This window comes from Phormidium sp. CCY1219, from assembly GCF_035615515.1.
Taxonomy (GTDB): domain Bacteria; phylum Cyanobacteriota; class Cyanobacteriia; order Cyanobacteriales; family Laspinemataceae; genus CCY1219.
This window is the reverse complement of sequence record NZ_JAJENT010000905.1, coordinates 1-22,086: the sequence shown is the minus strand read 5'-3', so window position 1 is coordinate 22,086 and position 22,086 is coordinate 1. Positions and strand designations below refer to the sequence as shown.

Below are 22,086 nucleotides of genomic sequence, written 5' to 3'. Positions count from 1 at the left end.
GGGGCGAATTCCTCCCCATACATAAATGACAGGGGTTTCCATTCGCCCCCCTTACCAACCCCTAATTTTCGATGAACATCTCGTCACGGGCGATCGCTTGGGGAGTCTTTGCCCTGCAGGCGATCGCGGCGACACTGGCACTCCCGAAACCGATCGCGGCACTCGAACCCACGCGCTTTTTTTGCGGGACAATCGAGGGATCCCCCGCCACGATCGCGCGCACCCCGGAAGGGGAAATCGCGATCGCCATCTGGAAACCGACAGACTTAAACCCGCCCGCCACCGACTTGCAACAGCACTGCGAGGAAACCTCCCAACGCTTCCAAACCTATTACGAAAGCGGGCAGCTCAATTACATTACCACCGGCATGATGGATGGCGAACTCGTCGCTTGCGTGGCCCTAGCGGAAAACGAACCTTGTAATGGGATGTTATTCGTCTTGAATGGCGATCGCAATCCCCGAGGCAGTTTGCAACGCATCTTTCGCATCCGCGTCGCATCTGCACAGCCGATTTCGGAAACCTCAGCGCGCCTGTACATCAACATCGATAAATATTTAAACGGAGAATATCCTCCCTTACCTCCCCGACGGGGACGACGGGGGGATATGGAACCCAAACCCCTCCCGGAAATGCCCCCGCAAATGGGCGGCCCCCGATAAACCTGAGTAAATATACTTACCGGGGGTATAAAATGGGGTCGGGTCCCGCGAAGCGATCGCCGCCTCTGGGGAAAATGCGCCAGCACTCCCCGAGGGAGGCATCAGCTCGACTCATTCAGATACCCTGTGGGTGGCGATCGCACGCCTGTTTTGCCCGCTCAATGTCGATGTAATTTTTCCTTCTATCCAGGGAGAAAAAAAATGGCAAATGACCCGATATTTCCCGCCGCAATTATCGCAGTGGCAGCGATCGCCACCTTACCGCCACCGGGAGCGATCGCGCAATTATCTGCGGAGCAAATCTCAGCAATGGCGCAACAGGTGACGGTCATCGTTAACGGACAAAATCCCGCTTCCGGCATCATTATCGGCAAAGAAAACAACACCTATTTTGTCTTAACTGCCAAACATGCGATCGCCACCGAAGATGAATATCAAATCGTCACCGCAGAGGGAACCGAATATCCGTTAAATTACAGCCGAGTGCGAAAATTGCCCGGTGTAGACTTAGCGCTGATTGAATTCGACAGCGATCGCGACTATCCCCTCGCGCAAATTGGCCAAGCCGAAAGTACCACTTCCGGCACATTGATTTACATTGCCGGCTGGCCCCATCCTGGCACTGCCATCACCGAGCGCATCTTTCAGCTCACTCCCGGAACGATTTCCGGACGGGCAACTCAGGCGGCAGAGGATGGCTACGAATTAGTGTACACCAACATTACCCAATCCGGGATGAGTGGCGGGCCGGTATTCGACTTGCAAGGTCGTCTGATTGGCATTCACGGACGCGCCGAAGGCCAAGCGATTTACAATCCGGATACCGGAGATAGCGTGGCGGTGAAATCCGGGTTTAATTTAGGCATTCCCATCGAGACCTTTATCGAAGTCATCCAACTCGCACAATTACCCCCGAATCCCAGCTTTGCCTATCCCCTTTCCGACAAAGGAGATCGGGCATTCCGGGAGAATCAGCTATCCGAGGCGATCGCCGCTTACGAAACCGCCTTGAAGGTGGATGGGGAGTACGTGCCAGCACTGTTTCGGTTAGCACAAGGGTACTATCAATCCGGAAACCTCGGGGAGGCGATCGCGCGGTTTCAACAAGCGAATGACTTGGCATCTGCAGATCTCCGACAGCGACAGGAAACTTTCTCCCCCACATCCCCGCCCTCAGAGCAACTGAAATGGGTAGAAAGTCAGGAATTGCAGGCGAATACGCAACTGGCGCTGGCAACCGCACTTTATACCCAAGGCGATCGCGCCCTCGGATTGACCTTGGCGTTTGAATTATTTAGCCATGCCAATCACATGGGGCAACGGACACTCCTCGAACCGACGGAGTTTGCCAGCGATCGCCTGGGAAGCGACGCGCAAGGGTTGCAAACCTACGCCCAAAGGATATACGCGGCGCTGGTCTATGACTGGCCAGTGGAGTTTAACGTGGGTCAGGCACTCTACGATATGGGAGAAATTCAGCAGGCGATTCCCTACTTCGAGCGCGCGATGGCCACGGAGAGGGTGCGCCTACAGGCGAAACTGGCACTGGCGATTGCCCTGTATTCCAGCGGCGATCGTCAAGGGGGAGAAGCGTTACTCGGCGAGTTGAGAGGCGAATCCTCCAATGCGTTAGACGATACGCAGTTTGGTATATTATCGGAGGGATTTTGGAGCGATCGCCTGTTAAACGATGCCTTAAATGCAGTTTCTTCCTTACCCGACTCAGCGGAAACGGGGGAAGTGATTCGCAATCGCTCATTTCGATCTCAACCGTTAAAGGCCAAACGATTAAAATAACATGATTCGGTTAAGGCATTCGGACAAGGTGAAAGGAACCGCAAAAATCCTGCTGAGCGCTATTATTTTAGCACCCTTGGGATTTGTCGCCCCCACTCAGGCGGATAACCCAAACCACCTGCAACAATTGCAGCAAAACAATCACTGTCAGGGATGCGATCTGGTGGGGGCGAATTTAACCCGCGCCGATTTGCGCGGCGTCAATTTAAGTGGGAGCAATCTCAGGGATGCGGATCTCAGTTATGCGAATTTGGAAAATAGCGATTTGCGCGGGGCGGATTTGAGTAATATTAATTTCAATTCTACCATTCTGCGCGGCGCGAGAATTGACGAGACCACTCAACTCGATCGCAAATGGCGGTTAGTGTGGGAAATCGTCACCCAAGGCGCAAGGGGGCGAGATATTCGCGGTGCGGATCTCTCCCGGGCTTATTTACAAAATGTTAACTTTAGTGGGGCGAATTTAACTGATGCGAACTTAAGTGTTGCCGAACTCAATACCGCCAATTTGAATAGTGCCAATTTAAGCGGGGCTAACCTTTCTCAAGCCAATTTAACGGGAGCAAATCTCACGAATGCGAACTTAAATGCAGCCAATTTAAGCGGCGCGAATTTAATGGGGGCAGATTTGAGTGCGGCTGACTTGCGAAATGCGGACCTGCGCGGTGCGAATCTCAGTGGTGCGGATTTAAGAAGGGATTCGGTTTGGGGCAATACTCGCCTGAAAAATGCCAACCTGGAAGGGGTAGATTTATGTGGGGCAATTTTGCGTGAAACCCTAAGACGCGATCGCGGTTGCGATTAAATCATTTTTCCGGCTCTAATTTCACGCTAAACTTAACTTATTCTATCCTGAAAAAGGGTTATTCTCATGCAGTATGCCGCTCAATTTTTGCGTCTTTTCTCCGCCGCCTGGGTGTTTTTGCTCCCCACAGTCTCTCCCGCCGTGGCGCAACCTTCCCCCAATCTTTCTCCATCCGCGCCCCTGGAATTCTCAGGGGAAACCAGACAACTTTTGCAACAAGGATTTGAGAAATTTCGCCAGGGAGAATTTCAAGTTGCATTGCAGATTTATCAACAGGTTTTGCAGCGTTTCTCCCGCGAAAACAATCGCGCTGGTGTGGCAGAAACTTTGGATAAAATGGGGGAAGTTTATGCGGCATTAGGAGATTATAACACCGCATTGGAACAATTGCAAACCGCTTTAACTCATCGGCGAGAACTCAACCAAACCGCTGCAGTGGGAGAAACTCTCAATCATCTGGGATTTGTTTATCGCCAATTAGGGGATTATTCCCAAGCGCTGCAACTGCATGGCGAAGCTTTGGAGTTGGCGCAAACCGTTGCCAATCTGGCGGTAAAAGGCGAATCCCTGCACAATATGGCGGCGGTTTATGCGGCGACGGGGGATTACAATCGCGCCTTAGAATTGTATGAAATGGCGTTAAGTATTCGGCGGGAAGTGGGGGACAAGCGGGACGAAGGACGGACCTTGAATAATCTAGGCGGAGTGTATTATGGATTGGGGGATTACGACACAGCCCGAGAGTATTTTCAAGCAGCCCTAGACTTGCGACGAGACATCGGAGATAAAGCGGGGGTAGCGCGCTTGCTGAGCAATTTGGGGTTATTATATCGTCAATGGGGACAGAGCGATCGCGCCTTGGAATTGTATCGAGAATCGTTACCTTTATTGCGCGAAATTGGAGATTTAGCCAGTTTGAGCAATACTCTAAATGGTATGGGAGTGCTTTACGAAAGTCGGGGAGAATTGGCGGAGGCGTTAGAATTTTACGAACAGGGATTAGAGATTGCCCGGGAGATTGGGACGGTGGCGGAGATGGGGAATACCCTGGATAATGTAGGGGGAATTTATTACAGATTGGGGCAATACCTGCGCTCAATCGACCGCTACAGCGATGCATTAAACCTGCGTCAAGAAATTGGCGATCGCCCGGGAATGGCTAACAGTCTGCTCAATCTCGGCGGGGTTTATTTTAATTTAGGACAATATGCAAAATCGGTGGAGTTTTTAGAGCAAGCGTTAGTCATTTATCGCGAAGTAGAGAATCGGTCCGGGGAAGCGAACACCTTGGATGCGATCGCGATCGGATACGAACAACTCGGCGACTATTCCCAAGCGCGCCACCGATATCACACCGCCTTAGAAATTGCCCGAGAAATTGGCGATAAAACCGCCGAAGGGAACATTTTGGAACATTTAGGCGGACTGTATGCGGAGTTGGAACGCTACGATCGCGCCCGGGAGTTTTTGCAACAAGCCCTCGAGGTGCAGCAACAGATGGGAAACCAAGGGGCGATCGGTCGGACTTTAAACAGTATTGCCAATATTTATTACCGATTGAGACAGTATCCGCAAACCTTAGAATTCCTGCAACAAAGCTGGCAAATCCTAGAAGCGGTGGGGGACAAATCGGCGGCGGCGATTACCCTAGCAAATATTGGGTGCGTGTTTCGCGATATTAATGAAAGCAGTTTGGCGATCGTGTTTTATAAAAAAGCAATTAACCTTAACGAAGAGATTCGTCAAGAACTCAAATCCCTCTCTGTAGACCAACAGGAATCCTTCGCCGCCACCGTGGAGGAAACCTATCGCAATTTAGCCGATTTGTTGTTAGGACAAAATCGGGCAGTGGAGGCGCAGGAAGTGTTAGATTTGTTGAAGGTGCAAGAACTCGACCAATATTTAAAAAACCTGCGCGGGAACGAAAAAACGGCCTCGGGGGTGGAAGTGTTGCCCGCCGAACAAGAGCTATTTGCGGAGTTTTTTGCCATTCAAAACCAGGCGATCGCCCTGGGAAGAGAACGGGCAGAATTGCAACAAATTCCCCCAGCGCAGCGCACTTCCGCCCAAGACCAACGCATCGCCGAAATTGAGGAAATACTCGATAAAGTCACTCAGCGATTCGCGGGATTTACCCGTCGCCCGGACATTCAATCTCTAGCGGAAAACCTGCAACAAAGCACCGACGGCGAAAGTTTGGATTTAGACCGACTCGATGAGTTGCAGCAGTCCTTACAACGCTTTACAGAAACCACGGTGTTGTTATATCCGTTAATTTTAGAAGACCGTCTCGAATTAGTGCTGGTGACGCCTTACGCCCCGCCGATTCATCGCACCGTCGCCCTGCGTCAGTCCGACCTAAATCGGGCAATTTCTGAATTTAGAACTGCCTTGACGGTGCCTTCAAAACGGGCGAATATCGACTTGCCTAAAATTACCGGGCGTCAGCTTTACAATTGGCTGATTAAACCAATAGAAAACGAACTGATTGCAGCGGGGGCAGAAACGATAATTTATGCGCCTGACGGGCAATTGCGATATCTTCCCTTAGCTGCATTGTACGATGGGGAACAATGGTTGGTAGAGCGATTTACGATTAATAATATTACGGCGGCGAGTTTGACGAATTTTAATCGCCAGTCTTCCGCCCTCCTGCGGGTGTTGGCGGGGGCGTTTACGGAAGGGGAATATAATGTAGAAGTGGGGACGAGACAATTTGCGTTTTCCGGGTTGCCTTTTGCGGGAAAAGAGGTGGAAAATCTGGCAGAAACGATTCCGACGACGACGCAATTAATCGATCGCGAATTTAATCGCGAGGCAACTCTAGGACGGTTGAACGAGTATAATATCGTACATATGGCCACTCATGCGGCATTTGTCAGCGGTCAGCCGGAAGAGTCGTTTATTATGTTGGGGGATGGCGATCGCATCACCTTTCGCGATTTAGAGAGTTGGTCCGTGCCCAATGTGGATTTAGTGGTATTGAGTGCTTGTCAAACCGCGATGGGGGGCGAGTTTGGTAACGGGCAAGAAATCCTCGGTTTTGGCTATCAAATGCAACAAGCCGGTGCTTTGGCGGCGATCGCTTCTTTATGGTCTGTCGATGATGGCGGCACTCAAGTGCTGATGAATGAATTTTACGATCGCCTCACAACCCGAAATAACACAGCGTCAGCGTTGCGAAACGCCCAACTCGCGTTACTCGATAGCGATTATCAACATCCGTATTACTGGGCACCGTTTATATTAATTGGCAATGGATTATCTACAGGGAGATAAAAGGTAACAAAATGTAGGGTGGGCATTGCCCACCGCAAGGCAAATTATACTAAAAGACCAATGTAGGGTAAGCAATGCCTACCGGGAGGTTGTTTATACCAAAAGAGGATTGTAGGCTCAACCCACCCGCCGGGAAAGTGTATGAATGGAGAAGGGATTGTGGGAGAAAAAAAGAGAATTTTCCGGTGGCGAGTGCCAGTGTTAAGAGTGTCATCAATTGGATTGCAAAACTGGGTCAATTCACTTTACAATTTAAAATTGTCTTACGGGAAGAAAAAAAATGTCTGTATTAGAAGGAACTTGGACCGACGGATACGTGAATGCCAATGGCATCACCTTGCATTATGTCACCCAAGGGGAAGGACCGCTGATGCTGATGCTGCATGGATTTCCCGAGTTTTGGTATTCCTGGCGATATCAGATTCCGGAATTTGCCAAAGATTTTAAAGTGGTTGCGGTGGATTTGCGAGGGTATAACGAAAGCGACAAACCGAAGGAATCCGATGCCTATGTGATGGAAGAATTTGTAAAAGATGTGGAGGGAATTATTACCGGGTTGGGGTATGAAAGCTGCGTGTTAGTGGGTCATGACTGGGGCGGAGCGATCGCCTGGTGTTTTGCCTATGCCTATCCCGAGAAAGTGGAGCAACTGATCGTGATGAACATTCCCCACCCGGCGAAATTTGCTGAAGCGATTCGCAGCAATCCGCAACAGATGCTAAGAAGTTGGTACATGCTATTTTTTCAACTGCCCGAACTTCCAGAATTAGCGATTCAGTTCAGAGATTATCAGGCGATCGAAATTGCATTTAAAGATATGGCGGTGAATAAAAACGCCTTTACCCAAGCCGATATTGAGGCATATAAAGATGCCACGGCGAAACGGGGTGCCCTCACGGCTATGCTGAACTATTATCGGAATGTATTTCGGGGGTTGATGAGCGAACAATGGAGCGTTTTAGAAGACGTTCCCACCCTGATGATTTGGGGGGAAGGGGATAGCGCCCTCGGGAAAGAATTAACCTACGGAACCGACCAATACGTGCGCGATTTTCAGGTGCGGTATATCTCCAACGCCAGTCATTGGGTGCAGCAAGAGGAACCGGAGTTAGTGAATCAGTTTATGCGGGAATTTTTAGAAGAAGAACGGGGTTAAGCGACGACGCCCACCGCTATAACGCGATCGCGTTATAGCGGGGGATGCTTGTGGAACCGGATGGGTAGTGGATCGAGCAGACCCACAGGAATTCTCAATTGCCAATGGGTAATTTAGTTAAAACGGCACGGGCATGAGCTGCAGGGTACCGAGACCGATCTCTTCAGAACTGAGCGATCGCACCTCAAACAACGCCAGCATATCTTTGAGTTTTGGATTGCCCCTAGACGCACCAGTCACGCCCATCGCAATCACCAAACCGCAGTAACCCTGGGTGTTTTCACAGCGTGCATCCCATTTGTCGCGCGCCACCCGATGAACCGGGTCATCACCGTGAAACTCGCCAAACAAGTGAAGTTCGCCATTGTCGGTTTGGAAAATCCCCACATCGTAGCGAAGATCCCCCAGGGGGTCTTCCCCGGGATTAAAGCAAATACCTCTGACCCCGCCTAAGTTTTTTAATTCCTGAATCAGACTTTTTGCCTTCGGGCGAGAGGTTTGAATCAATACAATCGGCAAACCATCTCCCTGAGGGGAAATGGTAGCACTTTGACAGTAATTCGCCGACTCGTGCAATTCTTCCAAAACATCCCAAGGCATCATGCCGAGACTGAGAAAACACTTCTCTGGCACCAAGTCATCGCGCAGCAGGGATTGGTCTCCTTCCACTTCTTCCTCATCTGGGCTATCCAGGGTCATTCCATAGAGTTGATCCGCCACATTGGGCATAGTCGCCACCCGCACCGACACCGTTTTGTTGTCAGTTTGTGCCACATCGGGTAACGGAATCTGATAGGAATGACTCATGGAGGGAAAATTACCCCCAGCTAATTTGCGGCGACCAGAGCGGAAGAAGCGCGTCAGCGCATCCAGGGCCACAAAAGTGACCAAGGCTTCTTCATCGTAAAGAATCGATCGCATTCCTTCCAGGGGGTGGAGATTGCCAAACGAGGGTTGAATCTCGCTGGGGGGCAAATTCACCAGATCCACGTCCTCCACATCCACGGAGCTTTCATAGGTGACGAACAAACAATCTTGGGATAAAAACGCCTCTTCCAGGCGCTCGGGAGAGTTATGCTCCAGGGCGCGTTGACGAAACTGTTTGAGCGACTCCAAAGAGCGATAGAGCAAAATCCCATAATCGAGACCAAGCATCCCCATCACGCAGGCGTACAGGGTACCCACGTCCCATTGATTGATTTCAATCTCAATAATTTGATGGTCCCCCAGGGATTTCCAAGGAGCCACCTGCCATACTTCCTCAGCCTTGTCCTGCAAAAGGTCTTCATACTGCGGGGGAAGCTGCGGTGGTTTGCTATCCACCACCTCTTGAAATCCGCGAAAGATTTCATCGATTAAGGGTAAATTGGGAACGTATTCGATGGTGATATCTAATTCTTGCAAGACACCGCGCAGGAAAAATTGAATTTCGCGGTCTTTAACCACAATTTTTTGCGGGCGGGCGGGGCTCGCCGGACTGTGGGGATGCTCCATTGCCCGCAACAAGGTCCGAACCACCGCTTGCGGTCCAGTTTCCGGGGAAATCACATCCATTGCCCGGACGATGCCTTGGGATCCATCCACCCAAATAATGCAATCTCCCCCATTTTCCGAATCAAACTCCGGTACGGCTGAGGAGCCAGCCGGTAACGGGTGGGACAAAGAGCGGCGATCGCCCTCCCACACGGAGGAAATTTGCTGTAGTTTCTGTAAGCGACGACGGGTGGAGCGGTTTAAACCTGCCATAGACGATGCAAATAGGGTGTACGGAACCAAAGGTTATAACAGCCGGTTAACGGTTATTTACGATCCTATAACCACTAGCAAGACTTGCAGAGATTTTTTCCCGCATCAGAGAGGCAACTCCCCGAGGTTCCGGCTCAACCGCGCAACTCGCGCCAACATCGAGGGGTTGTTCTATGACTCATCTCGTGGGGGCGATTCCCTCGTGCTGCGATCGCGACTGTCGCAGCTCGCTACAATGAACACAGAAGGTACTCAAGCCCTGTCGGGTATAGAACAGCACAAAAGGAGTTTAGTGAACTGATGACACAAGCAACACAGTCTCAAAAACAGGGCATCATCATTACTGATGAGGCCATGAAGCATATTCTCGCACTGCGCGAGCAACAAGGCAACCAAGACCTATGCCTGCGCGTCGGCGTGCGCCAGGGCGGCTGTTCCGGAATGTCCTACACGATGGATTTCGAACAACAAACCAATATCCAAGACTCCGATGAGGTTTTCGAGTACGAGCAAGGGTTTAAAGTGGTTTGCGATCGCAAGAGTCTGCTCTATATCTATGGCATGGCTCTCGACTACAACAACGCCATGATCGGTGGTGGCTTCCAGTTCAGCAATCCCAACGCCACTCAGTCTTGTGGCTGCGGTAAGTCTTTTTCCGCCTAACTGGCTCTTTGTTATTTTAGCTGGTTTTTGAGTGGCCGACGCCACTGCTATTATTGCTCATTTCTCGATCCAGGTTCCATCAGCAACCTGGATCGAGTCTTTTTGTCTGAGTGGCGCACTCCCCCTCCCTCCCCCTCCCTCCCCTTCCCGCCCCCTCCCCTCTCCCGAATTGCCTCGGTCTGTGCTACACTCTCTATTTTGCCGCTGTGGCCTCGGGAAACCATTTTTCCCGTTTTTCGCTAAAATCTAAACGCTCAGCACTCTCGAATTCCCTATGACCGAAACTGCCGAATCTTTATTTCAAAGTGGTGTCGATCGCTATCAGGCTGGTGAAGAACCAGACACTCTGATTCCTGTGTTTAAAGAAGTCTGCGATCGCTCCCCCAAAAATAGTTCCGCTTGGACTTGTTTGGCTTGGCTTTATCTCTTAGCCGATAAACCCAACGCCGCCTACAAAGCCGCACAAAAAGCCGTGAAACTCCATCCTCAAGACCCCCAAGCTCGCGTTAATCTCTCTCTCGCTATGCTCGAATCGGGTCAAAAAGGTGTCCGCTCCCACGTGGAAACCGCTCAACAATTGATGATGGTTGACTCAGAATTATCCAAGGAGGTGAAAGGCAGTATCGAAGATGGTTTGCAGCGCAAACCCGATTGGAAAAGCTTGCAACGCATTAAATCCTGGCTTTTGGACTAATCCTTAGCCCTCCTCACTCACCCCCTCCACAAATTTAGGCCGATTTGATTTTTTAATAGGCTACTAAACCGCCCCATTTTTCTCCTCAGAATTCATTCATGGCGGCGGTTTTTTAATTTCACAATACCCAATAATTTTACCCCAGAATATACTTATTTGACTCGCTCTCAGGGCGAGCATGAGAACGCTTTTCCCAGGAAATATGCAGGCATAATTTGGCCGCTTGCTTTTTCAGCTAAACTTATATGCGGTTATTCAAACGCAATCTATTTAAAAGTTTCATAAAACAAACCTAATTATTGATAACAATAAAAAAAGAGACAATACAGCGCCTACCGCTGATGAAATAGGCCGATGATGATTCCTCCGGAGTGGGAGGCGAGAGAGGGCAGCTCCATGAGAGCCAGTGGCATTGTTTTTGATTGGATAAGGAAAAATTGACCTGACGAAACCGGGTCAGAACTGTAATCAGATAGAAGAAGGTACAACTCAACCCGATCGCCCGGTGTGGGAGCCAGAGAATTGATGCTGTTGCGATCGGATCGTGGTTTCTCGACGTGGCGATCGCCGATTTTTACCCGAACTTTTCCAGTGGCGATCGCCCCACGCCTCTTCCCTCGATCGCCGACACAAAACGCGACCTAATTGCATGTGCCCTCCCGGCTGATGCTGCGAGCAAATCCGTTGATATTCTTTCCAAAATACTCCTTATGACCAATCCTCAAAACTATCTAAAATTGCCCTTATCTTGGGAAAACAAATCCCCAGAAACCATAAAAAACGACTGCCAATGGCTCGAATCGATTATTAAAAATGCCGCCCCCTTTTCTGACTGGTGGGTAAAAGCGCGAATCGTGCAACTTGCCTATCGAAAGCCGCCATTAGATCGGAGAGAATCCACCTATGCCGGATTAAACTCAGCAGGGAAAATTGTGGAACACTTGCATCGCTTGTGTCCCGATCGCCACGCTTATGCGGGGTTTAGGAATCAGGTGAACGAACAGTACGTTATCGATGTGCTCAATCGCTGGCATAACAGGGAATTTACCCAAGCGATATCGCGCAACTTTGAAATTTACGAAGACACCCATTATCCCAATGTCTTTTTAGTCACCAGTACCGCCACGGTTTCCCTTTATGTCGATCGCCCCTTACCGCCCCCAGATCGATATCGACCCTTGTTCAACGTGGATGAATTTGCCGAAATCGTGCAGAAGCGATCGTGTCAGCAAATGACCCTTCGCACCCACGGTTATGCCACCTCCGCCCAGACATTTTATCGATTATTCCGACAAGAAGCCGACGCCTTGGGAGAGGCAGAATCCGACCCCGAGGGTAAAAAACTCAGCGATCGCCACTTTTATGTCGGCTATCACTGGCCCTCAGAAACCCCCTTTACCAGTCCGGGTCTGTGGAGTGATTTAGGCAAAAACTGGGGCATTGTGGTGAAATTTGCCTTAGTCCTGGGGGGATTTGCCGGCATTTTGGGCCTGCTGTTGGCCGGATTTGTGCAATTCTTCGCCATTCCCCTTCTGGAAACTGGGGGTCAGTTGCCCTGGTTTCGTCCCCTGTGGGAGTGGAGCAATTTTAATACCTGGGCGGAAGTAGCGGTGGCATGGTATTGGGTAATCCCCACCCTGTTTGTGCTGTGGGTGATGCTGATGCAGAATTTGCGAATTTTAGTCTATCAGCGCGATCGCTACCGCGCCATTCACTACGGTGCTCCCGACTTAGGAGAATTCTTCTGGCGCTTGGATCGCGCCGTGCAACGAGTGGAGAAACGCCCAGCAGATTCCACGCCCCCGGATCCAGACCCCCCCGCAGGTGGAACCATTGCAGTGAATTTAGTCGGACACAGTATGGGGGGTCTGCTGCTCGTCAACGTGCTGCGGATCCTGTCCGATCGCTTCGGCAAAGACGACTGCACTAACGTCCCTAGCGCCAGTCAAATCGGGGATTACCTCGTGCTGGATAAGTTAATTTTGGCCTCCCCGGATATTCCCTTAGAATTTCTGCGCGAAGGGCGCAACAACTACGTTCGATCTGCCATGCGGCGCTGTGGTCAAATTTACCTGATGTCGAGCGATCGCGATATCATCCTGCGTTACATGCCCACCCTGGGCAACTGGTTTAGCGAACCGAGTATCGAAATGTCCGGGTATCGTCTGGGCAACCTTTACCTCAAACCCACCGCCGATTGCAACCCAGATTGCAAATATCGTCCCTACATCCGCAATTTGTGGGGTAGCCAACCCGCCGCCAGTCCCACCTCCGCCTATGACTTGTTCGAACGCTTTAACTATCTCGACTGTTCCGAGATGAAAGGCGTCAACGGTCTGCAATGGCCTCTGCGCCCCTACACCGTGGCGTTGATTGACCCGATCAATACCTTCAAATTTCTCGCCAGCGTCTTCGGTTTTCCCACTGTCGGCAAACTGGACCTCCACGGCGGCTACTTTTTAACCGATACCCCCACGTTTGCCATTTTGAAACTGCTGATGCGGGTCAATGGTGCCGACAAAGCAGACATCGATGCCGGAATTCAAGCGTTGATTAAAGAGACGCCGATTCGCTATTTGCCCAGTCAGCGATTTTTAAGTGGGGGAAGCGAATAGGACTGACCCTCAATCGGTCCTATGAAGCACCACAATAACTACCCGTAGGGTGGGCAAGGACTTGCCCACCCTACTGCTTTAGCTGCTGAATGGACTCAGCCACCCGTTTGAGACGACGAAGTTGGGCCTGCATATCTTGCTGCGTCCAGGTGGCGGCAAAACGATTGAAACCAAAGGCGATCGCTGGATTGGGAATGTGGAATTCAAAGCGATTGAGCAGGCGGGTGATTTTGCCTTCTGGTTCGCACTGCCACAGATCGCGACCGTGAAAAAAGCCTTCAAACTGCCAAACAATCTTACCCGGTTCGCGCTCGGCGATCGCGCACTCGAGGGTGGGCTGCACTAACGGGATTTGAATGACGAACTGACAGCGACTGCCCACCTGGGTATCCCACTCGCCCACGGGGACGCAGCGCAAAAGGGGATTGAGCCATCGATGCATCAATTCGAGGTCGGTGATGCAGCGATCGACCACCGCAGCCGTGGCGCGAATTTGGATGGATTGTTCAAAAAGTTGACGAGATGACATGTGCTTACCTGTGGCAGAAATAAACCGTGACAGTAACGCGGTTGGGGAAGACGGGCGATCGGGGTCGGTGGGGCAGTGCCTCGCCTACGACTCCGCCAATTTTAGCCCTGATGGGATTGAGAGCAACGCTTTCCAGTGGCTTGCACGGTGCCACCAGCGGGAGTGCAGCCAGTGGTGAGGGCAGGAGTAAGTATTAAAAATCACTAAAATATCCACTTTTGGCGGTGAATTGTCCATAAAGTGAAATCTGACGTTGAGAATTGAACTGGAATGAGGGAAGTAACCCCCTTAGATGGAATTTCAACGGCAGGTTGCGAACTACACTACCGCAAAATCCAACCTTAGCCTGTAGGATAGTGGCAAATGTTGCCATAGCTGGCAGCATTGAGTCAATGTTGTGGTTCGTTTGTTTTTCAAATCGGACATTACACTCAATCAAATCAACTATGAATGGACTTTGGCATACTACACCCATAAACAGTGGGGTCATCCTTAGACCCCCGGAGTTACTCGCGCAAGAAGACACCACCCTCGACCCCGGTGTAGCGGTCGATCGCGTGACGGGCTTTGTTGACGGGCTGTTAGCGCAGTTAGGGGCATTTCTCCCCAGTTTGTTGGGGGCGATCGCCATCCTGATTGTCGGATGGATTGTCGCCTCCGTGGTCTCCTCGATCGTCAAAGGTCTCCTGAAACGGACGGATCTGGATAACCGACTGGCGCGGGCGATTACCGGTCGCTCCCAAGAAGAAGCGATGCCCCAGGTGGAGGAATGGACCGCCAAGGTGGTCTACTGGACGATCATGATTTTTGTCTTGATCGCCTTTTTGCAAACCCTCCAGCTAGAGGTGGTTTCTGAGCCGCTCAACGATTTTCTCAATCAGATCTTCGTTTACCTGCCCAAACTGGGCGGTGCCGCCGTCTTGTTGGCTGTGGCGTGGGTTTTGGCGACCATCTGCAAGATGGTGGTAACGCGCGGACTCGAGCAGTTTCGCTTAGATGACCGATTGGCAGAACAAACCGGACAAAACCGGGAAGAAAGCGGGTTTTTGCTCAACGAAACCTTGGGTAACGCCCTGTACTGGTTTATCTTTTTGTTCTTCCTGCCCTTAATTCTCGATGCATTAGAACTGAATGTCGAGCCGGTGGAGAACCTGCTGGACGATGTTCTCTCGGCTCTACCCCGGATTCTGATGGCCCTGATTATTGGGGCGGTGGGTTGGCTGATCGCGCGCATCGTGCGGGGCATCGTCACCAATCTGCTAGCAGCTACGGGCACCGATCGTTTGGGGGCACAATTCGGTCTGGCTCCCTCGGAAAGTGGCATGTCCCTGTCCCAACTGCTCGGGACAGTGGTTTATGTCTTGATTTTGGTTCCCACCGCGATCGCGGCCTTAAATTCCCTAGAAATTGACGCGATCTCCGAGCCGGCGATCGCCATGCTCACCCAAATCCTCAACGCCATTCCGCTCATTTTCACTGCGGCCTTTATTTTGGTCGTGTTTTACGTGATTGGCAAGTTTGTGGCGGATTTGGTCACCCGCATTCTCACCAGTGTGGGCTTTAACAATGTTTTTGCGTGGCTGGGCTTACCCACCACCCAAACCGGAACTCCCCCAGAACCGCCACCGGCAGAAAGTCCCTCGACTCCACCCACGGCGGTACAACAACCGGGCGGCAAAACGCCCTCGGAAATTGCCGGGATTGTCACCTTGGTGGGTATCGTGCTGTTTGGCGCGGTGGCGGCGACGGAAGTGCTGCAATTCCAGGCGCTCACGATTATCGTCAGCGGCATTATCCGGATCGCGGGTCTGGTGCTGGTGGGCTTGCTGGTGTTTGGCATTGGCTTGTATTTAGCCAATTTCGCCTACAATTTGATTGCCTCTTCTAGAGGTTCTCAAGCCGAGATTCTCGGACAAGCTGCTCGAATTGCGATTATCGCTTTCGCGGCGGCAATGGCGCTGCAACAAATGGGCATTGCTCCCCATATCGTGAATCTGGCTTTCGGTCTGCTGTTTGGCGCGATCGCGGTGGCGATTGCCCTCGCCTTTGGTTTGGGCGGACGCGATGTGGCCAACGAGCAGTTGCGAGAATGGCTCAACGACTTTAAGCAACGCAGACAAAAGTAAATCCAACGGTACAATCATTGGGATGAAGGCTCGCGGATAAACGGTGAAAGCCCTTGCCTATATCCTCAATCCCGATCGCCTTCATTCTTCGGTCTGTCTCGCGGATCTCGCTCCCATGAGCTTCTCGCGCAATTCTTCTTTGATGCGTCCCATAATGGAGGTTTCATCTAAAGAGGCAATAATGCGACTAACCACGGTTTTTGGTCCTTCCGGACCCCACGATGCCCCATTGGCAAGGTAGGCTTTTGTCACTTGCCCGATGGCGTAAGAGGAAAAACCGGCGACACCGGCTTGGGTGATGGCCACTGACAAATAGGGTGCTAACGACGCCCCCCCACTGGCCGGTGCCGCTAAGCCTAACAGTCCTTTCAGGGAGGACAAGCCTAAGTTGGCTAGCAATTCGCTGGCACTAATTCCGCCCATACTCAGGGCGATTTTTTGTAGCAAGTTAATCGCACCGGCTTGGGTCATGGGGATGCCATAGAGTTTGGATAAGGTTAAGATGGTGGCCACATCGATCGCCGCTGCACTGAGAATGTCGATCGCGGTGACGGGGTTCAGGGCAATGGCTAACCCTTTGGCGATCGCGGCATTCCAGATGGTCCGGTTGGCGCTCTTGTCGCGAATCGTCATCTTGCGCTCTACCAGTTTCTCGTTCACATTGCCGGCATAAAGCAAGGTATTGAGCGCCACTAGGGATTTCCCTTCTCGGTCTAATATTTCGAGAATTTTTAACTTTAATTCGTCTACCTGGGGCAATCCCCGTTTCATCTGCACGCCGCGACTCCCATCAGCGCGTTGTACGGCTTGTGCCCACAAGGGGGCGGCAGCCGCCATGACGATTTCATCCGCAGAAAGCAACTCTCGCACTCGCTCATCCCGGATTTTTTGATAAATTGCCTCTCGATCGGCATCCGGATATTGGTCGATTTTGTTAAATATCAGCAACATCGGCTTTCCCGCCTCTCTCAGCTGCGAAAGCGCTTCGTATTCCACTTGGGTAATGTCACCGGCAATGATAAATAAAATCAAATCTGCCTGGGAGGCGACTTGACGGGCTAAGGCTTCCCGGGTTTGACCGTCTACTTCGTCAATTCCGGGGGTGTCGATCAGTTCGATTTGAGAGTTGCCGATGCCGGATAATGTCAGTTGGGTAATGTCTCCATCTACCCCTTCTAGGGGCGATCGCTCGATTCGCCAGTTCGTTCCTTGGGTGGTCCGGGTGACGCCATGTATCGGCCCGGTTTCAAACAGGTTCTGCCCCAACAAGGCATTTAAAATCGACGATTTCCCCCGCCCTACCATGCCAAATACGGCAATTTGCACCACCGTGCGTTCTAGTTTATCCAGCATGGTGGTTAATCCTTCGATTTCTCGATCTAACCCGGCTCGCTCTTCGTCGGTTAAGTCTAAATTCACCACGATTTCGCGTAGGGCGTCTTTCGCTTGCTTGTAATTCAAATCGGCTTGAATATCCGCAAACGAAAGCGTCACCTCGTCGAATTCTCGCTCGAGGTTCGGTGGGTTTGGGGTGGGTGAACCCCCCTGGTTCGGATTCGGGGTTGGCTCTTCGCCGAAGGCGGAACCTCCGTTAGTCATACCGGTGCAGCTATGTCGTACAAGACTTCACTTGCGATCCTACTTCACCTACCCCCGGAACGTGGGTTCCTCAATCTCCCACATGGAAAATTCACCCTTTTGCCTCTTTTATGCGATTTGACTGATAAAGGAAAGGTCTACGGAACCAAAGTTGGTACTCAGTCCCACGTTGAGATTTTCTAACATTTTGATTAACCACTGCACCGCTTCGTTGTTTGAATTCTCATAATGATTAAACAAAATGTAAAACCGCTTTTCTAAATAAGGTTTTACTTTTCGGCACACCAAAACGATTTTCAGCAGCAACCCGGTGGTGCGGATCGGACCGAGGTTCGATACTACGTCAATAAAAATAAAATGGTTCGGTCTTTGGCTGCTTTCGACGATTAAAAAGTTCAGCAATTGACTGCAGGTTCTCACCACCAAAAAGTCGCTGAGTTTCTGCGAATCGCTTTGCGGCAAGGTATTTTTTAGGTGCTTGCATAACTTGTCGTTAAATTGGCGTTTCCCGTATTCGGAGTCAACGCTGGCAACTAGGTAATCGTACAAATCGGCTTTAAATTCTCTGTAGGTTCGGGTGGTGGTACTGTGGGTAATAAAGCTTTGGGCTAAGTCGCGGTAGGTGTAGCCGGCTTCGGCTTTGCCCACAAATTGTTTGAGGGCATAATACAGTTCGCGATCGCTCAATAAGGTGGGATTTTCCATGGGTTGAATCCGCCGCCCAATCTGTTTTCCATTGCGACTCATCCGCCGCAGTTGCGCTTTGCGAACTTGATAGGTGACGTACTGCGACAGGTTGATTTCAAATTGCTTTTGTCTTTGAGATTGGATTTTCCGCACGGTTTGCTGATGCTCGTAACTGCTATCTTCGCTGAGCAAACAGTGGGAGTACAAATAGGGATAGCGATCGATGTAGCTGCCCAGAGGACGCTTTTCTTTCTCCTGATGTTGCGAACTGCGCTCCACTACCTGTGACAAGCGTCTCAAGGTCAAATACTGCTCGCTTTGAGTGAATTCTCCGATGAGATCCTGCAACCGTCTGACCGATCGCGATCGCAGATAGGGATTAAAATTTCCCGGGGTGGGTTTTTCAAATAATTCCACCAATTCCGGGATGGCTGTTTGCGTTTGACTGTTGGTTTGCCATCGATTCACCAAGATGTGACAACATCGATTTAAAATAAATTTAAACTCGCGCTCCACATCCTTAGCGCCCACAATTTTTCCCAATGCGGCGGAAATTTCTGGATCGGGGTACTCTACGCCGTCGATAAATAAGCTCTGAAAGCGCGCAATCATCTCCGACGGCGGCTCAACTTTCACCTTTTCTAGCAGGTGATTGTAAATGAGCTGCTCTTCTTGCCTGGTTTTTCGGTTGTAAGGATCTGTTCGATGATTCACTGTTTTTCCCCCTGTCCGGATGTTAGGGTCTCGTCAAATTCCACGTTTCACCCTTATTGCACCGATTCACGACCCTCACCCTAGGAATGTTGCCCAATCGTTTCTAATGGGAGTTTTTTAGTCGTTTCCATCAGTTGGCTGCTCGGTTTTGCACTCCATTACGCCGATCCGTGGAACCCGACGCAGACTTGACGATCCTGCCGATGCCAGTCCTAAAGGGCTACGGTGGGGTCATGGGTGCTTTACCCGAGCGAATCAATCTTTTGTTCTAGCATAACCTAGGCCGATCGCTACTACTTCCCATTTTCCTAAAGAGTTTGTAAAGTTGCCAGAGAAAATTCACGGATTTACGATAAAGATTTTGTAAAGCTGGCCGAGTCCTTTTCTGCCACGGATTTGGCTGCCTGAACGCGGTTGACCCGGTTCGCAATCCGGTCGCTGCAAACAATCGTAACATTAATTTTTGTTAACCTAACGACGAGCGATCGCATCATGTCTTGTGTTTTTACTCTCGCCCAAGCGTTATCCATACTCGACGCTATCGCGCTTAATCTGTCCCCCCAACGCCGCCTACAGCAGGCGGTAGGGGTAAATACGGATACGCGGACTTTGAAACCCGGGGAGGTGTTTCTCGCCCTGCGGGGAACCCAGTTTGATGGGCATCAGTTTGTGGGGTCAGCTCTGGAAAAAGGGGCGATCGCTGCTATTGTGGATTCTCGCTACCACCCTCCCTCCGAAGACTGGCCTTTGTTGGTGGTGCCGGATACCTTACAAGCCTATCAGGCGATCGCCCACTGGTGGCGGGCACAGTTCGACATTCCCATCATTGCCGTTACCGGTTCGGTGGGCAAAACCACCACCAAGGAACTGATCGCGGCGGTCCTCGGTACCCAAGGCCCAGTCCTCAAAACTCAGCTCAACTATAATAACGAAATCGGCGTTCCGAAAACCCTACTGTCCCTTTCATCCCACCATGATTATGCAGTAATTGAAATGGCTATGCGCGGTCCGGGGGAAATTGCCCTGTTGGCCGAAATCGCTAGCCCCACCATTGGCGTCATTACTAATGTGGGAACGGCCCATATCGAACGCTTGGGTTCCGAAGCGGCGATCGCTCGCGCTAAGTGCGAACTCCTAGACAAAATGCCCCCCGCCAGTCACGCAGTCCTCAACTTCGATAACCCTTTGTTATTAAAAACCGCCGCTACGGTGTGGACCGGAAAAAGCCTCACCTATGGCTTGAAAGGAGGCGATTTACAAGGGGAATTGATTGATACTGAACGGTTAACCGTAGAAGGCATGACCTTCCCCCTCCCCCTTCCTGGCGCTCATAATGCCCTCAATTATTTAGGCGCTTTAGCAGTAGCAAAATTGCTCGGGGTGAGTTGGGAACCGCTGACTCACGGACTGTCGGTGGAGTTACCAGAAGGAAGAGCGCGGCGATATCTCCTGGGCAATGATATCGTGATTTTAGATGAAACTTACAATGCTGGGTTAGAATCAATGACGGCAGCACTGCAACTGCTGTCCCAAACCCCAGGCGATCGCCATATTGCAGTGTTGGGCACAATGAAGGAATTGGGGGCGCGATCGCTGGAATTTCATCAGCAAGTTGGGGCGATCGCAAAGGAATTGAATCTGGATGGATTGTTTATTTTTGCCGATCCGCCAGAAGCGGAAGCAATGGCACTTGGCGCAGCGGGTTTGCCTTTAGTTGAGGTGAGCGATATTGCTACACCCACCGCGCGCGAGAAGTTGGCGCAACGCTTGCAAGAATTCGTTCGACCCGGCGATCGCATCTTATTTAAAGCTTCCCATTCCGTACAATTGGATAAGGTGGTTCAGCAGTTTCGCCAAGGGAATTCTTCCCTTTAATCTCGGCACTCTCGATCGGGTCTCAAACGCAATACCAAACTGATTTCATTGCCTCGACTCGTTGAACTCGTTCCCAGGTGGGAGCCTGAGAACGAGTCTCCGAGTCTCCGCTTCCCCACCCTGAGAACGCATATTATTTTGCTGTTTTCTGACCCCAAATCGTCCATTTCTCGCCGCTCTCCTAACTGTTAATTTTAAATAAAGTAATGAAATCATGGGCATTAAACTTGATAATTTAATTGTGGTTGATGTGGAAGCCACTTGCTGGAAAAAAAACCCGCCTCCCGGGGAAGAACAAGAAGTTATCGAAGTGGGCATTTGCCTGTTGGAGGTTTCTTCGGGAAATCTATTAGAAAAAGAGAGTATCTTAGTCAAACCGGAACGCTCTCGCGTAAGTGAATTCTGCACCAAACTGACTACTTTAACCCAAGCACAAGTGGATGAAGGAGTTTCTTTTGCCAAAGCTTGTGCCTTATTGCAAGATAAGTATATTGCCCATCAGCGCGTCTGGGCAAGCTATGGGGAATTTGATAAAAATATCTTTACCAAACAGTGCCAATATCGGCAGGTTTCCTATCCGTTTAGCAACCGTCACTTAAATGTAAAAACCCTGTTTGCGGTGATGAATGGTTTGGAACGAGAAGTGGGCATGGCGCGGGCATTAACACTCCTCAATCTTCCCCTGGAAGGAACCCACCACCGGGGAGGCGATGACGCCTGGAATATCGCGCGCATTCTCTCGCAGTTAATCGGGAAAGGAATGGGGAATTGAGGGGAAATTTAGGGGCGAGGCTAAATTTAGCGTGGGATTGGATAAGCGGTTAATTGGGCGATCGGGTACCTACACCGCCAGACCTTTTCCCATCAAGAATGATAGCGATTTTGGGTATTTTTTGCGAAAAACAAATATCAACTACTTTTTCTCCGTCAACCCATTTTTGTATTAACTTTGGATGAACAATTTGCATAACTTTATAACTTTTTTCAAACTTACTATTATCTAAAAAATCCACCAATTCTTTTCTTTTTTTATCGGAGTCCAAACCTGTTCTTCTCACATTGAGTTTTACTTTTCGGCGTTCTCTTCTAAGGCGAAAACGGCATCAGTATGGCTTCCAAACCCCAGTTTTTACAAGCAA

18 protein-coding genes are annotated in these 22,086 nt (G+C 50.7%); 12 read left to right on the top strand and 6 right to left on the bottom strand.

The features are described from left to right. The first annotated feature begins 71 nt into the window (after positions 1 to 71). The 5 genes from LKK83_RS29700 (at position 72) to LKK83_RS29680 (ending at position 7,699) form a co-directional block, all read left to right on the top strand. Entirely contained in the window at positions 72 to 662 is a 591-nt protein-coding gene (locus LKK83_RS29700) for a COP23 domain-containing protein (protein WP_324635078.1), read from the top strand. 201 nt (positions 663 to 863) lie between these two features. Then, positions 864 to 2,459 carry a trypsin-like peptidase domain-containing protein gene (locus LKK83_RS29695; RefSeq protein ID WP_324635077.1) on the top strand — a complete coding sequence of 532 codons (1,596 nt, stop codon included), beginning with the start codon at positions 864 to 866 and terminating at the stop codon, positions 2,457 to 2,459. Between the two features lies 1 nt (position 2,460). Next, positions 2,461 to 3,264, top strand: coding sequence for a pentapeptide repeat-containing protein (locus tag LKK83_RS29690; protein WP_324635076.1), 804 nt, complete (start codon positions 2,461 to 2,463; stop codon positions 3,262 to 3,264). Between the two features lie 66 nt (positions 3,265 to 3,330). Continuing rightward, positions 3,331 to 6,543 carry a tetratricopeptide repeat protein gene (locus LKK83_RS29685; RefSeq protein WP_324635075.1) on the top strand — a complete coding sequence of 1,071 codons (3,213 nt, stop codon included), beginning with the start codon at positions 3,331 to 3,333 and terminating at the stop codon, positions 6,541 to 6,543. A gap of 280 nt (positions 6,544 to 6,823) precedes the next feature. Next, on the top strand, positions 6,824 to 7,699 hold the full coding sequence (locus LKK83_RS29680) for an alpha/beta fold hydrolase (protein ID WP_324635074.1): 876 nt from the start codon (positions 6,824 to 6,826) through the stop codon (positions 7,697 to 7,699). 117 nt (positions 7,700 to 7,816) lie between these two features. Here the strand turns inward: LKK83_RS29680 and LKK83_RS29675 are convergent, their stop codons facing one another. Continuing rightward, positions 7,817 to 9,445, bottom strand: a complete 1,629-nt coding sequence (locus LKK83_RS29675; RefSeq protein WP_324635073.1) for a DUF6930 domain-containing protein — start codon at positions 9,443 to 9,445, stop codon at positions 7,817 to 7,819. Between the two features lie 300 nt (positions 9,446 to 9,745). Between LKK83_RS29675 and LKK83_RS29670 the strand changes: the two genes are divergently transcribed. Both LKK83_RS29670 and LKK83_RS29665 read left to right on the top strand, forming a co-directional pair. After that, positions 9,746 to 10,108 (top strand): HesB/IscA family protein, encoded by a 363-nt coding sequence (locus LKK83_RS29670; protein ID WP_324635072.1) that lies wholly within the window; start codon positions 9,746 to 9,748, stop codon positions 10,106 to 10,108. A gap of 274 nt (positions 10,109 to 10,382) precedes the next feature. Beyond that, entirely contained in the window at positions 10,383 to 10,802 is a 420-nt protein-coding gene (locus LKK83_RS29665) for a tetratricopeptide repeat protein (RefSeq protein WP_324635071.1), read from the top strand. A gap of 489 nt (positions 10,803 to 11,291) precedes the next feature. Here the strand turns inward: LKK83_RS29665 and LKK83_RS29660 are convergent, their stop codons facing one another. Further along, a complete protein-coding gene (locus LKK83_RS29660) occupies positions 11,292 to 11,453 on the bottom strand; it encodes a hypothetical protein (RefSeq protein WP_324635070.1) in 162 nt (53 codons plus the stop codon). A gap of 59 nt (positions 11,454 to 11,512) precedes the next feature. Here LKK83_RS29660 and LKK83_RS29655 point away from each other — a divergent pair, with 59 nt between their 5' ends. Then, a complete protein-coding gene (locus tag LKK83_RS29655) occupies positions 11,513 to 13,417 on the top strand; it encodes a 2-C-methyl-D-erythritol 4-phosphate cytidylyltransferase (protein WP_324635069.1) in 1,905 nt (634 codons plus the stop codon). A 70-nt stretch (positions 13,418 to 13,487) separates the two neighbouring features. Here the strand turns inward: LKK83_RS29655 and LKK83_RS29650 are convergent, their stop codons facing one another. Continuing rightward, on the bottom strand, positions 13,488 to 13,946 hold the full coding sequence (locus LKK83_RS29650; RefSeq protein ID WP_324635068.1) for an SRPBCC family protein: 459 nt from the start codon (positions 13,944 to 13,946) through the stop codon (positions 13,488 to 13,490). Positions 13,947 to 13,972: 26 nt separating this feature from the next. On the opposite strand from LKK83_RS29650, the gene LKK83_RS29645 reads away from it, so the two are divergent. Next, positions 13,973 to 14,143, top strand: coding sequence for a hypothetical protein (locus LKK83_RS29645; RefSeq protein ID WP_324635067.1), 171 nt, complete (start codon positions 13,973 to 13,975; stop codon positions 14,141 to 14,143). 249 nt (positions 14,144 to 14,392) lie between these two features. Then, on the top strand, positions 14,393 to 16,072 hold the full coding sequence (locus LKK83_RS29640) for a mechanosensitive ion channel (RefSeq protein ID WP_324635066.1): 1,680 nt from the start codon (positions 14,393 to 14,395) through the stop codon (positions 16,070 to 16,072). An 81-nt stretch (positions 16,073 to 16,153) separates the two neighbouring features. Here LKK83_RS29640 and LKK83_RS29635 read toward each other — a convergent pair whose 3' ends face one another. Continuing rightward, on the bottom strand, positions 16,154 to 17,671 hold the full coding sequence (locus tag LKK83_RS29635) for a GTP-binding protein (RefSeq protein ID WP_324635065.1): 1,518 nt from the start codon (positions 17,669 to 17,671) through the stop codon (positions 16,154 to 16,156). 108 nt (positions 17,672 to 17,779) lie between these two features. Beyond that, entirely contained in the window at positions 17,780 to 19,072 is a 1,293-nt protein-coding gene (locus LKK83_RS29630; RefSeq protein ID WP_324635064.1) for a hypothetical protein, read from the bottom strand. A 492-nt stretch (positions 19,073 to 19,564) separates the two neighbouring features. Between LKK83_RS29630 and LKK83_RS29625 the strand changes: the two genes are divergently transcribed. Together LKK83_RS29625 and LKK83_RS29620 are read left to right on the top strand one after the other, a co-directional pair. Further along, entirely contained in the window at positions 19,565 to 20,947 is a 1,383-nt protein-coding gene (locus tag LKK83_RS29625; RefSeq protein ID WP_324635063.1) for a UDP-N-acetylmuramoyl-tripeptide--D-alanyl-D-alanine ligase, read from the top strand. Positions 20,948 to 21,161: 214 nt separating this feature from the next. Then, the gene (locus tag LKK83_RS29620; RefSeq protein ID WP_324635062.1) at positions 21,162 to 21,719 is read left to right on the top strand and encodes a 3'-5' exonuclease; all 558 of its coding nucleotides are present in this window, start codon (positions 21,162 to 21,164) and stop codon (positions 21,717 to 21,719) included. A 49-nt stretch (positions 21,720 to 21,768) separates the two neighbouring features. Here LKK83_RS29620 and LKK83_RS29615 read toward each other — a convergent pair whose 3' ends face one another. After that, positions 21,769 to 22,005 (bottom strand): hypothetical protein, encoded by a 237-nt coding sequence (locus LKK83_RS29615; RefSeq protein WP_324635061.1) that lies wholly within the window; start codon positions 22,003 to 22,005, stop codon positions 21,769 to 21,771. Between the last annotated feature and the right edge of the window lie 81 nt (positions 22,006 to 22,086).